Here is a 13,424-nt window from a genome sequence, read left to right on the forward strand (position 1 = left end):
ATGGATGATATTATTTATAGTAGTAATAAAGCCATGTTGTTGATCGTTATGCTGTCAGCGATCCCGGTTATTGTCGCGACAGTGGTTGGTTTATTTGTGGGTCTGATTCAAACGGTCACACAATTACAAGAACAAACTTTACCTTTTGGTATCAAGCTGCTGTCTGTTTTTGGCTGTCTATTTATGATTTCAGGTTGGTTAGCCGATAAAGTGATGAATTATGCTTTAGAGGTCATGACCACGGCGATACCTGCAATAGGATTGCTTGGATGAACCAAGAGATCTTATCTTTTTATTCCTCCATTTATTTTACTTTTCAGCAGGGGTTACTCACATTAGCCATCGCTTGGCTGCGTATTTTTCCAACATTAATGTTTTTACCTTTTTTAAGCAATAAACTACTTAATAGCGGCATTATAAAAAACTGCATCACTATCTATATCGCATTGGGGCTATGGCCTTTTTTATCTGCGCGTGAAATATCATGGGATGATATTAGTTTTGTTGAAGTTGTCATCTATGAATTGGCGATAGGGTTAGTGATTGCATTGATACTAGCATTGCCATTTATGATTGCGAATGTGATCGGTGAGCTGATAGATACGCAACGTGGTGAAACGATCAGTAGTATTGTCGATCCTGCTAGCGGTACTGAAGCTTCGGAATTGGCAGTATTTATTAGTTATATAGTTTGCATGATATTCCTATCGCAAGGTGGCATGCTAGTACTGGTCAAAACATTTGCACAAAGCTATCAATTATTGCCTTTCGCGGCTGGATTTTCACAGTTTAATAGCTTGCCACTTGGTGAGTGGATTAATCAAATGGTGGTAAAAGGGGTTGTATTAGCGGCACCTATCTTAATCACCTTATTTATTAGTGAAGTGGCTTTAGGTTTATATTCTCGATTTTGCCCGCAGCTAAATGCATTTTCATTATCCTTGGCTATTAAATCTTTTATTGCATTCACGGTTTTTTTGCTTTATTTCCAAAATGAAGTTCCTGATATTTTGGTGAATATGATTTCGATTTCACCACTGAATGATGTTTTTGTTTCGCCTTGATCGAGAAGAAATAAAATGGCAGAAAAAACAGAACAACCTACCGATAAAAAGATCAAGGACTCGGCTAAAAAAGGGCAGAGTTTTAAAAGTAAGGACAGTGTTGCAGCTCTTGTTCTGGTTGTTAGTGCTTATGTGATTACAGGGGCAACCAGTTTATTTGAAATTGGTGGGCTGATGAGACGTATTCTTTTATCACCACAGAATATTAATGCGGATGCGTTAGTCAGTGAGTTTATGGGTATATTTCTTAAAATTGTCTTACCTGTATTATTAGCCTGTTTTCTTTCGGGAACCATCCTTTCTTTATTACAAAGCCGTTTTCGTTTAGCAACTGAAGCGGTGAAAATTGATTTTTCAAAACTCAACCCAATTTCAGGGTTCAAAAAAATATTTTCACTTAATTCTCTAAAAGAGCTGGTGAAGGCATTTCTTTACTTGATTGTATTCTCAGTATCAGCGGGGGTGTTTTTTGTTATTTGGCGACACGATATTTTCTTACTTTATCGCAGCACGATTAATGGTGTGATTTATCAGTGGGTTGAATTGTGTGTCACTTTTGTGGTGGTGTTTTTGGGGGTTGCTCTATTGATTATTGTTGTGGATGCAATAACGGAATTCTTCTTGTTTATCAAAGGATTAAAAATGGAAAAACAAGAGGTGAAAAAAGAGTATAAAGATAATGAAGGTGATCCACATTTAAAAAGTGTTCGCAAGGAGCTACATCAAGAAATCCTGTCCGAAGAAGTCAAATCGAATGTACGTAACTCAACCTTTGTTATGGCGAATCCAACTCATATTGCCATGCTGATTTACTATGATGATAATATCGCACCATTACCTTTTTTATTATACAAGAGCCGTGGGCTGCAAGCTAAACTAATTATTAAATATGCAGAACAGCAAGGGGTCCCAGTTGTTCGTGATATTCCTTTAGCCCGTAAAATCTGGCGCTATTATCAGAAAGATCATTTTATCGATGAACATTGCCTACAAGATGTTATGCAAATCATCGATTGGCTAGTTCGTATTGAATTAGAAAAAATGGGAATAGATATTGATGATGAATCATTGAAATTAATAAATGAATATAAATCTATTCAAGAATAAATAGAAAGTTAGTCTAATTATTAACAGGTAATATCGTTTTTTATAAGAAATAACCAAATTGATTTATTAGGATGCAATTTATTAGGGCTTGCATCATATATCTGACATTAACTATAGAGAAAAGATATGAGTGAACAAGAACAGGAAAACATCAATATGGATGAATTGATGGAGGACATTACATCGGCATTAATGTCTGGTGCGACTTACAAGGATATTCATGGCATGTCACAAGAGATGATGGATGGTATTTATGCATATGCCTATGAATTTTATCAACAGGGAAAATTAAAAGAAGCAGAAACCTTTTTCCGTTTTTTGAGTATTTATGATTTCTATAATACTGATTATGTTATGGGATTAGCGGCAGTTTATCAATTAACTAAGCGTTATGAAAAAGCATCTGAGCTATATGCATTGGCTTTCGTGTTAGCTAAAGATGATTATCGACCTTTATTTCACGCAGGGCAGTGCAATTTGATGTTGAAAAAAAGCAGTGCTGCTTTGCATTGTTTTGAAAGTGTTTGTAATAGCAGTACCGATAGTGAGTTAAAAGCCAAGTCTCAAGTCTATCTTAATGCATTAAAGAAAAATCTTGAGAAATCAGAGTCACAGCAGGAAGACTCCCAATAAATGGAGGAAATAGTATGGCAGAGATTACTAATGCCAATATCGTACCAGATAGAGTGGGCCTTGTTAAAACGTTTCAGCAACAAGGTGTTAGTTTATTAGGTGTAGGTACAGATGTTGCAAAAGAGATGATCAAAGCATCTGAAGCGTTTGGTGAGTTTGAATCAACAGAGCAAATTAAACGCAGTAAAACGGAAAACGGTCCACAATTAAAAGAGCCTGAATCAGGTCGCAATTATATGGCGGCTTTTATGGAGGCATCCTCAAAAATTCGCTCTATCATAAGTGATGGCTATATTTCTGATTTGCGTAATCAGCTACATCAATTGAAGATTTCATCAGATGCTATTAATCAACATGGTGAATCGTTAATCAATAAATTTGAAAAGGAAACTAATCAAGCAAAACAGAAGGAGCAAGAATTTAATAGCGCTCGAGAAGAGTGGAAAAGTAGTCAAACTGAGGTTAAAAATGCCACTCATCATAAAACAAACTTAGAGAGCAAGCTGACAGTAAATCAGCAATCACAACAGCTGACAACGGATAAATTAGCATCAACACAGAAGCAGTTAGATGCGCTAATTAGACCTCTTACTGAAGAAGATAATCAGATATTTAATCAGTTAACCCAGAAAATAGTGCAACTGAAATCTGAACTTGCAGGCTTGCAAAAAGAAGGCAAGCAATTATCTGTACAGTTAGCACAAGCAACAAATCAACTTACCGTATTACAGAAAAAAGTATCAATCGCTGAAGCTAATTATTCTAAAGTTGGTAAAGAGATTACTCAATTAGCAGAAGCGGCTAATGCAAGTCGTGAATCACTTAGTTCGTTTTTTGAGCAAAACCAGCATACTCAGATTGATGGTGATAAGTGGGAAAATACCCTTGCCTTATTAACCATGCTGACCGCTTCATTGAAACAAGCCATGAATGAAGACTCTCTTAAGAGTATGAAAGAGCAAGAAGCGGTGATGGCGAAGATCAGTGAAGCCAGCCGTAAAGATTCTGATAAGAAAGCCAAAGAAGCTGAAGAAGCAAAACGCAAAGCAGATGAAGCCAATAAAGCCGCATCTTGTGCCAGTAAAGTTTTTAGCTACATCATGTTAGCCGTTTCTGTGATTGCAACAGTGGCAACATTTGGTGCAGCCGCCCCTCTTACCCTCGCTGTGGCTGCAATTGGTATTGCAATGGCAGTGACAGATATTGTTTTAGAAGAAACTGGCAATGGCAGCATTATGCAGCATCTGGCAACCGCAATCGGAAGCGTTGTCACAGATATGTTGATTTCATTTGGTATGTCAGAAGAGGAAGCCAAAAAAATTGGTAGCATTGTCGGCATGATTGTTGCCGCTGTCGCCATGTTAGCACTTTCACTTGCTTCGATGGGATCCTTTGTTAAAAATATCGCCAATACGGTGAAAAACGTCGCTAAAATGGCAGTTAATGTGGCTAAAACGGTTGTTAAGAGCACCGCTAAGGCTATCGCTAATGCAATAGTGAATGTGCTTAAAAATTTATTAAGCAAAATAAAAACTTTAGATAAAGCTGTCGATGATGCGGTCGTACTGACTAAGTTTGCCAAATTGGTGGATGCTGCTGAAGAGTTTCAAAGTGCGGCTAAAACGGTAAAAGCCGTAAGAGCAGCCAATCAAGTCGCGAAGAAAGCGGATGATATTAAGGATGTGGTGAAAGTCGCTGATAAAGCCGCGGATCAAGCCGATAGCATTAAAGATATTGCGAAAGCAGCAGAGCAGGCAGTAGATCAAGTGGATGATGCAGCAAATGCAATTAAAACGACAGAAAAGTTGGGCAAGCAAAGCCTATTAGCCTCGCGTATCGAAGTCGGAGCAAAAGGCGTCGGTGTTGCTACTTCAGTCACCAATGCAGCGACGGTTGGGGGGCTACGTTTATATGGGGCTTCGCAGTTGAAAGAGCTAAAGGAGATGCTGGCAAAAATGATGATGAATGATGAGATCATTAAAGCACTCGATGAGCTGCTTGAGTCATTAATTAAGATGCTGTCCAAACAGTATGAAGTGTTTAATGACATGTTTACAGGCACGTTGTCATCTTTAAAAGAGTCTAATGAACGTAAAGCAAACTCCATTAATTTATCTAACTATGCTTAGTTCCAATATATAAAGGAAACTTATTATGACTATAATTTCATCACAATTACCAACTTCTGTTTCTACGCCAAAATCAGCGAATATTGAAGAACTAGCGACTCAATCTTTATTGGGTGAACAAGGACAGATATCTACAACGATTGCACAACCTGTTTCCGTTAAAGATGTACTTGGCACGTCATTACCACAATTGCAAGATAAGCCATTACTGAGAACACCAGAGCAAATCGCAAACAACTCATCTGCGTTATTAGATGTTAGTTCGATGAATAAAGCGGATGCGTCAAAAGTACTGGATATGGTTAGCGGACTTTCAAGCGATGTTATGCATATACAGCAGTATACAGCAGCGACCAATGCAGGTATTGAAAGGATCACTCGAGATATTCTTGTTGATGAAAATAATAAATTAGCGGAGATGTTTCCTACTTTCGCAACTTTTGATGAAAATAAAGTTAAGCAGTTATCACAAGCGGCAAACTTGTTGCTAGCAGCAGAGGCTATTGGTGGCGAGCAATTGGTTGACAATATACTTGAGGATCACATATCAGGTAAACAGTCCCTTGACGCAGCTAAACATAGCCAATTTATTGGGATTATGAGTAGCGATATTTTAGTTGAACTCAGAAATTTGCTTAGCCAAATTAAATCCATTATCAGTACTACAGACCGTCAAATTCAAGCCGACTTCTTGAAATTGAAAACGCAAATGGTGCAGAGTGCCGCTGATACCACTATTCAAGAGGGTAAAGCAGCATTTCAGGCGGCATTAGCTGGATTCATGGTTTCAATGGCAATGACAACAGTCAGTGCATTGGGGCAAGCGAAGCAACTGCATACACAAACAAAAGCCATTAACACCCACGGTACAGCAAAAAATAATTTTAATACCGATGCTCAAAAATCAATGGAACTGAGCCGTTCTTCGATGGTGAAAACCGGTAATAAAAGTGTTGATCAACAAAATGCATTGGCAGGTGCTCGTCATCAGGATGCCGCTAATCGTAGCCGATTGGAAGCAGATAAACATGATATGCAGCTGAATCGGATCTCTAATGAAACAAGACAAAAATCGGCCATTATTGAAACATTTGGGCGTTTGTCAGATAACTTAGGTCAGGTTGCTTCTGCGGCTTTAAACCAAGAAGTGAAAGTTCTCGAAGCCCATAAAATTATTTTACAGGATATTGGTGATACCGCTCGCGCCATCGCCAGTGACAAAGAGAAGCAAGTTGATACCGTGTTAGATCTGATGAAGAAAGTTTTTGATGTTCTAAAAGATATTATCGAAGGCCAGATCCGTACCTTCCAAGCCGTTGCTACGAGAGGCTAAGGGGGTCGCCATGAATACAAATATTGCAGCCATAAGACAGCCTAGTGATTTGATGTCGATGCTTTCTATTAAAGCTTCTGCGGGTGATCACATTAATACCTCCCCCCTTGAGGGGGGGCATTTTGTTTGTGATCCAAATATGGATCCTATTGAGCAGGCTGAGGCGATATTATCACACTATGGTGTAGATATTCCTGATGATATATCATCAGGAAAATTCAAAATGCCAGATGGATTGAGTGACGAACAAAAATATCAATGGATCTTGAATAGTGAAAAGTTAGCAAATCTCGAATTTAAAAAAACGACGGATGCATTTTATAATGCGAGGGCAAGTTTACCTCAAGGTGTCATTGAAGATGGCCGCTCACATATTACAGGTATTTTTGATTTAGTCGGCAATGTTAATAAAAATTATCAGCAAATTTTTGGTGAAATAACCAAAAGCGCTACTGAATATATGAAGGACTTTAATACAACTCTAGGTAAGTTAAGTTCAGCTATGGGTGTTGGTAAGGATGGAAAAATTAGCTATGATAAGGATAAGTTTTTAAATAACTTTTATGGAGGGGTGGGTAAATATGTTAAAAGCGCTGGTTTTACTGCTGCTAGCAATGGAGAACTGAAAATTAATAAAAATAATTTTCAAGATTACACCTACCCAATGACGAGTATTTCTTTAGATAACATAGATCCTGAAGTAGCAAAAAGTATGGTCACCTTTTATGAGAAAAAACTGGAAGGCCAGGGGTTCTTTGTTAAAGAAAATAATGGAAAAATTGATATTTATCCTGATGTAACCCCTGTTTTAGCTGCTTTTAGAACAGCCAAGACGGTATCGAATACTACAACTAGTCCTGTTGATATCTTGAGTCAAGCTTTTCAGAGTATGCAAACAGCACTGGATAGTCACAAAAATACAGTTAACAGCAGCACTTCTCGGTTATTAGAAACATTCCGGCAAGATAATAGTCATTTTGAAACATTGACTCAATTGTTAATTCAATTATTAAAAGACTTGTTCCAATATAATGCAGGTTTTGCTAATTCTTAATTGAATTTTAAATTTAAAAATAGAGTGAAATTAAAAAATCACTCTATTATCTCTTATGCCAAATAATAAAAAATAATTAAAGGAGATAGCCTATGCCTCCCATTTCATTCTCTGTGAATGTGGAACCCGTTAAAAGAACACACAAACCAGCAGAAAGTAATAAAGCGAGTTCTATCACAAATTTTATAGCAGAAATTAGGAGTTCGAGTAACACTTTTCCTTTGAAAAGTATGTTAGCTATTTCTGCCTATAATTTTAGCAATCCATCAGGAAAATTGCCCGATACATTACGTCAAGAATTGCAGGAGCTTGTCAAAACGCCAAGCCAGCAATCTGTCGTTGTAGAACGTTTTTTTTCTGAGCACATGATCCCTCTTTTAAAAGTAGAGCTCAATAAAAATTTTAGTGATGAGCAACTTAAGGCTCATTTGGGGCTTTCTGCCGATCAGTCCATTGATGATACTACGTTAGTTAAGCATTTTTTAAATGGTCCTGAAGTGAAAGGTAAGCTCGACCGATTTGATAACGCAATGAAGTCCTATCATGTTCAAAAAAATGCAGCTGACAAAGAATGTCATCTTAATGAGGCTTTTCGAGCGCTAGAAGAAAGTGTTGAACTGTTATGTATACCCGGTTCACCGTCAGCCAATAATGAGCCTGAGCCAACCACTTCGACAGAGCCAAAGCAGCCAACAACAGGTATGCGTGAGGCTGATGACCGTACCCCAGCTAATGACTCAGCTAAGCCACAAACACCTGCAAAGGGTGGTGATGTGCATTATCATAATCATATACACTATCATATGGGTGAGAGCATTCGTTGTGTATCAACCGATAAAGAACCCGCCAATGCTAATGCCACAGCCAATGTTAATATTAATGATAGGAATGTAGCATCAAGTGAAAAAGAAGCTCGGCAGGAACCAAGTACTTTTGCTGAGACAGAAAATAGAGCGAGCCATGAGTTAAATCATCAGCAGCAGCATGTTAAAGGTGCAGTGCCTGAAAAGAAAACGCCAGTGATGAAAGACGCTTCAACTCAAACATCATTAGCACAACAAGATGCTTATACTCAAACTGATGATATTGTTGATGGTTTTATTCCAGAGAATAATACATCTTCCAAAGAAATAGAGGCAGGCACGTTGGTTCGTGCGGAACCCGCCACTGTAATAGAAGAGCAACCATCAATGTCTGCTTTTGAAAATCAACGTGGGGAGAAGACGGAACAGCCACGAGCTCCAGCAACTGCCACTCAATCAGAACCGACCGTAAATAAAGGTGGCTATACCAAAACACCAGATGGGTGGGTGAAGAATACTCTACATAACCCTTCATTTATGATAGGCACTAACGGATTCGGTCAAACTAGCAATCCTGCTGAAAAAACCAAACAAGGCTTGATGAACACTCAATTTGAAAGGGTTGCTACTTCAGTCGGTCAGCGAAATATTTTTCAACCGTCTTCAACGAGTCGATTAGTCAATGAAAATTTGTCTACTAATCCTTTGAGTCATATGGAACAAGAGCCTTTATCAAGCACATTAGTGAGTGAACGGCTAGTGACTAAGCATATGGCGACGACTGAAACCGTTATCCGCCAAAAATCCGACGTCACAGCGCAACCTACACCGCGTAGTATCGGTGGCTATACCCAAACGGCAAAGGGGTGGGTGAAGAATGATACTCTACATAAACCTTCATCGATGATAGGCACTAACGGATTCGGTCAAACTAGCAATCCTGCTGAAAAAACCAAACAAAGCTCGGTTAAGTCTCAACCAGCGCCATCATTGGTGCCTGAGCTAGCTAATGCGGATGGCATCACACAAATCAGTCATGAGCGAGTCATTGCAACTAGCATACCAATGAAAATGACGGCGCAAGAGCAGTTGGTTGCGACTTTATCACCTCAATTTTCGACGCCATTGAAGAGTGGTTCACCGGTGAGTGGGCCACATATATCACCGCCAGCGCAGCCTAGTTTTACGCTAAGCCGTAATGACCGAACCATCACGACTAGCATGCCAATGAAAATGATGGCACAAGAAGAAAACGTGACCACTCAGCCAGCGCAATTTGCATCACCATTGGTTTCTAACAAATCGACTTCTACGGTGGATAACCATGATGATGGGCTCTATCATGCAAGACCAGCCCAAGTTGTGAATGATGAGCCGAGTGAACAAATCACAACACCTCCAGTTAGCCAAACTGCCAATAATCGTGAAGCAGTACAGAAAATCATGAGTGTCCCTGTTGCAGAAAGAAAGTCTAAATGGAATGTACAAACGGCAGCGCCAGTGATCACCACGACAGGTGGCCTAACAAGGGATCTGTCACGAAAAAATCAAGATATTATGAGTGATACACGTTTTAAAACAGGAGAATAGAGATGGGTGCTGAAAATTTTAGCCACTCTGAGTGGCTGATTAATCAAATCAAAGAAATTCGCACCTATTCAGGGATCACTAAGCCGATCACCATGGATTCGGCGTTGATTTTAGATTTACATATTGATTCGCTAGAAATGTTAGAGTTGGTGACGGCAATTGAGCAATATACGGCTCAGCCGCTCAGCGACACGGTGTGGATGAAATGGCATTATCTGCAAGATGTTGCTGATTATCTCACTGCCGCTATGGATACAGACAATTAATACCATTGGCCTAAGTTGTTTTTTGACTTAGGCCAAAATCTCATCAAAAAAAGAATCCTTCCTTACCTTAAAATAGAAAATATATTTTAAATTTATAAAAAATTGAAATTAATCTTTTTAAAGCCAGCTTTAAAATTTAATTTATGTTTGTTTAATTACATCAAGATAACAACAGTAAAATATATTTTATAAAATAAAAATTACATTAATTTATCATCCCATGAAACCGATCACAAAACATACGGTTCAAAAAATATATATTTCGAAATGTTAATTTCATTCCTCGGAGGCTGAAATGAATAATATTTCGGATAGGTTTAGTTTTATTAAGCAGGTGGCAACAGACGCTGGAAAATTAGCGGTGTCATACTACCACAAACGCAACCAATTAAGTGTCGAAAAGAAAAAAGATGATGGTCAAGATCTCGTCACGGTTGCCGATAAAAACACCGAACAATTTATTCGTGATCAAATCAATCAACAATACCCGCAAGATGCTATTTTTGGCGAAGAGGGTGGCTATACACAGGGCGCATCACAATATACTTGGGTGGTTGACCCTATTGATGGCACCAGCGCCTTTATTTTTGGTTTGCCTTCATGGTGTATTTCGATTGCATTATTGGATGAGCAGCAAAATAGCCAAATTGCGGTCGTGTATGATCCTGTGCATGATGAATTATTCCATGCGATGGTTGGACATGGCGCTTATTTAAATGATCTGCCTATTCATATCAATCCAGTGACTTCGCTTAATCAAGGTTTACTGGGGGTCGGTATTTCAACCCGCATGCCTCCTGAACGTATTATTCCATTCTTAGACAAACTGCTCCACGCCAGGGGAATGTTTGTGCGTAATGGCTCCGCCGCATTAATGTTGGCTTATGTCGCGGCAGGTAAACTGATTGGTTACTACGAGCCACACCTTAATTCGTGGGACTGCCTTGCGGGTTTATTGCTCATTAAAGAAGCAGGCGGTGTTATGAATGACTATCAAGCTAAAGATGATTTCTTATTAACCGGAAATTATGTTTTAGCGAGTAGTCCTGAAATTTATCAGCAACTCAATACCTTCATATACTCGTCATAATTTGAATCGCAGCAGCAATGGCTAGGTTTGTGGTAACTGGCCATATGCTTTACTGCATTTTGAAATTGTGTGAGTAAACAATAAAAATTAATATAAAGGCACACAGCATGAGTTCTAAATTGTCATTTTTTGATATTAAACGGTTACCGGCAGGAAAAGTTCCTCTCTCTGTACAGCGTGATTTATGGCTAAGAAAATTTATGGAGCCATTCTTTGTGATGTGTTTGGCTTACACAGGGATCTATTTTCTTCGTTATAACTTCAAAGCAGCAACCCCTTTTATTATTGAACAAACTGACTTTACCTTAAGTGATTTAGGTACGGTGGGTTTTGGGTTTTCAATTACCTATAGTCTCGGTCGGGTATTACTTTCTTATTATATCGATGGTAAAAACACCAAGAAAATACTCAGCTTCTTGCTGATGTTATCTTGCGCCTCTTCATTTGCGATTGGCATGTTTTTATTATCATCAGGCCATTCGCTCGGTATTTTTATTTTCTTATGGGCGCTGACCGGTCTATTCCAAGCACCGGGTGGGCCATGCTCTAACTCGACGATTAACCGTTGGACTCCCAGAAAAAATCGTGGTCGATTTATTTCATGGTGGAACGCTTCGCATAATATTGGCGCGATTTTAGCGGGGCCAATTGCTTTATTTGGTATGGAGTATGCGTTTAACGGTAATGTGGCTGGGATGTTTATTTTCCCAATTTTATTTGCTGGTGTGATTGCAACTTTTGGGCTGTTCTTCGGTAAAGATGATCCGTCTGAATTAGGTTGGAATACCCCCGAAGAGATTTTTGATGAGCCCGTTTCGAAAGATGATACTGCTGCTGAAGCGATGTCTAAATCAGAAATTTTTGTTAAATATGTGCTGAAAAACCCTGCTGTTTGGTTTTTATGTTTTGCCAACTTGTGTGTTTACACCATTCGTATCGGTGTTGATAACTGGAGTGTGGCTTACGTTAAAATGGCGCTGAGCTGGGATGATGTGTCTGCAATCGGCACCATCACCGCACTTGAACTAGGGGGCTTTTTAGGATCACTCACGTGGGGTTATGTGTCGGATAAAATGGGTGGTCGTCGTGCATTACTCGGCATGTTATGTATGATTTCGGTGATTTTCCCGCTGATTGCCTACCAAAATATGACTAGTGTCTGGGGTATCTATACCGCACTGTTTTTTGAAGGTTTCTTTATTTTTGGCCCTGTGATTTTGATTGGCATTTCAATTATTGGCTTTGCACCTAAATGTGCAACTGCTGTAGTTAACTCGATCCCCGGTTTCTTCGGTTACCTGTTCGGTGATGGGATGGCAAAAGTGTTAGTGTCACGTATTGCTGACCCAAAAGGTGATGGCATCACGGTAGGCAGTTTAACGCTACACGGTTGGTCGGATACGTTTTACTTATTGTTTGCTGCAACTGCATTGGGGATTGTGATGTTAGGTGTGGTGGCTATCTATGAAGAGCGAAAAATTCGCCGCGATAGAGCAAATGGTCACTAACTAATCTGTTGGCTACCCTGCGGGGTAGCCAAACAAACCCTTATTCGATATTGAAGAAACACTCATAAACATGCTGTAAATGTTCATGCATACATCTCGCCGCTTGTTTTGGATTTCGTTCTAAAATCGCATTGACGATCAGTTGGTGGTCTTCATTCATGGTTTTTGGTAAATCGATATTGGCATAGTGTGACTCCATTCGGATAAAACGCGTCGATTGGCGCATATCCCATAAATGTTCCATCATGCTATGCAACACTTCATTTCCTGTCATTTCGCTGATCAGCAAATGGAAGCGCTTATCTTCCCGCAAAAAGTTCTCATCGTTATCTTTTTGCTTGATTAAGTCTTTCATGATCTCTTGCAGCTCAGCACACTGCTCGTCTGTGGCATTGCGAGCCGCTAATTCTGCGATCATGGTTTCAAAGGACTGTCGTGCTTTGAGTAGATCACGTAGGCTAAACTCAGTTTCATCTTTTTCTACATTTATGTTAGAAATTTCTTTTTTAGATTCAATCTGTGGTAATGGATTTGCAACATAAACACCATTTCCAACACGAATTTCAATCCAACCTGTCATTTCTAATGCAATAAAGGCTTCGCGAATGGATGACCGGCTGACCTCCATCTGTTTGGCGAGCTCTCGTTCAGAAGGTAGCGGTTCGCCTGCGTTGAAATCGCCACGTTTAATACACTCAATAATTAAATTTGAGATCTGGCGGTACAACCGTTCAACTTTTAGGGGGGCTAATGCCATGTTAATTCCTCAGTGCGTTCTCAATACATGTGGTCATCCATATCGCCGTTATCATACTCTTTAATCCACGTTTACCGCTAATGCGGATCA

At 39.3% G+C, this 13,424-nt stretch carries 12 protein-coding genes; 11 read left to right on the forward strand and 1 reads right to left on the reverse strand.

Translation table 11 applies throughout. The annotated features are described in order from the left end of the window. The 11 genes from AC3Z9T_RS19435 to uhpT all read left to right on the forward strand — a co-directional run bounded on the left by AC3Z9T_RS19435 (window position 1) and on the right by uhpT (window position 12,577). The gene (locus AC3Z9T_RS19435) at window positions 1-273 is read left to right on the forward strand and encodes an EscS/YscS/HrcS family type III secretion system export apparatus protein (RefSeq protein ID WP_490127737.1); all 273 of its coding nucleotides are present in this window, start codon (window positions 1-3) and stop codon (window positions 271-273) included. Then, entirely contained in the window at window positions 270-1,064 is a 795-nt protein-coding gene (gene sctT / locus AC3Z9T_RS19440) for a type III secretion system export apparatus subunit SctT (RefSeq protein ID WP_490127738.1), read from the forward strand. Before AC3Z9T_RS19435 ends, sctT begins: the two co-directional genes overlap by 4 nt. A gap of 15 nt (window positions 1,065-1,079) precedes the next feature. Continuing rightward, window positions 1,080-2,171, forward strand: coding sequence for an EscU/YscU/HrcU family type III secretion system export apparatus switch protein (locus AC3Z9T_RS19445; RefSeq protein ID WP_490127739.1), 1,092 nt, complete (start codon window positions 1,080-1,082; stop codon window positions 2,169-2,171). A gap of 126 nt (window positions 2,172-2,297) precedes the next feature. Continuing rightward, window positions 2,298-2,804, forward strand: a complete 507-nt coding sequence (gene sicA / locus AC3Z9T_RS19450) for a type III secretion system translocator chaperone SicA (protein ID WP_490127740.1) — start codon at window positions 2,298-2,300, stop codon at window positions 2,802-2,804. A gap of 14 nt (window positions 2,805-2,818) precedes the next feature. Beyond that, window positions 2,819-4,933 carry a type III secretion system translocon subunit SseC family protein gene (gene sctE, locus AC3Z9T_RS19455; RefSeq protein WP_490127741.1) on the forward strand — a complete coding sequence of 705 codons (2,115 nt, stop codon included), beginning with the start codon at window positions 2,819-2,821 and terminating at the stop codon, window positions 4,931-4,933. Window positions 4,934-4,958: 25 nt separating this feature from the next. After that, a complete protein-coding gene (locus tag AC3Z9T_RS19460; RefSeq protein ID WP_490127742.1) occupies window positions 4,959-6,266 on the forward strand; it encodes an IpaC/SipC family type III secretion system effector in 1,308 nt (435 codons plus the stop codon). Between the two features lie 10 nt (window positions 6,267-6,276). Continuing rightward, entirely contained in the window at window positions 6,277-7,320 is a 1,044-nt protein-coding gene (locus AC3Z9T_RS19465) for a hypothetical protein (RefSeq protein ID WP_490127743.1), read from the forward strand. Window positions 7,321-7,412: 92 nt separating this feature from the next. Further along, on the forward strand, window positions 7,413-9,713 hold the full coding sequence (locus AC3Z9T_RS19470) for a hypothetical protein (protein ID WP_490127744.1): 2,301 nt from the start codon (window positions 7,413-7,415) through the stop codon (window positions 9,711-9,713). A 2-nt stretch (window positions 9,714-9,715) separates the two neighbouring features. Further along, window positions 9,716-9,979 carry an acyl carrier protein gene (locus tag AC3Z9T_RS19475; protein ID WP_490127745.1) on the forward strand — a complete coding sequence of 88 codons (264 nt, stop codon included), beginning with the start codon at window positions 9,716-9,718 and terminating at the stop codon, window positions 9,977-9,979. A gap of 295 nt (window positions 9,980-10,274) precedes the next feature. Next, window positions 10,275-11,069 (forward strand): inositol monophosphatase family protein, encoded by a 795-nt coding sequence (locus tag AC3Z9T_RS19480; RefSeq protein ID WP_490127746.1) that lies wholly within the window; start codon window positions 10,275-10,277, stop codon window positions 11,067-11,069. A 107-nt stretch (window positions 11,070-11,176) separates the two neighbouring features. Further along, entirely contained in the window at window positions 11,177-12,577 is a 1,401-nt protein-coding gene (gene uhpT / locus AC3Z9T_RS19485) for a hexose-6-phosphate:phosphate antiporter UhpT (protein ID WP_490127747.1), read from the forward strand. 40 nt (window positions 12,578-12,617) lie between these two features. On the opposite strand, the gene AC3Z9T_RS19490 is transcribed toward uhpT, so the two are convergent. After that, complete coding sequence (locus AC3Z9T_RS19490) at window positions 12,618-13,334, reverse strand: FadR/GntR family transcriptional regulator (protein WP_490127748.1); 717 nt, start codon at window positions 13,332-13,334, stop codon at window positions 12,618-12,620. Window positions 13,335-13,424 lie beyond the last annotated feature (90 nt).

This window comes from Providencia sp. 6390 (assembly GCF_058148425.1).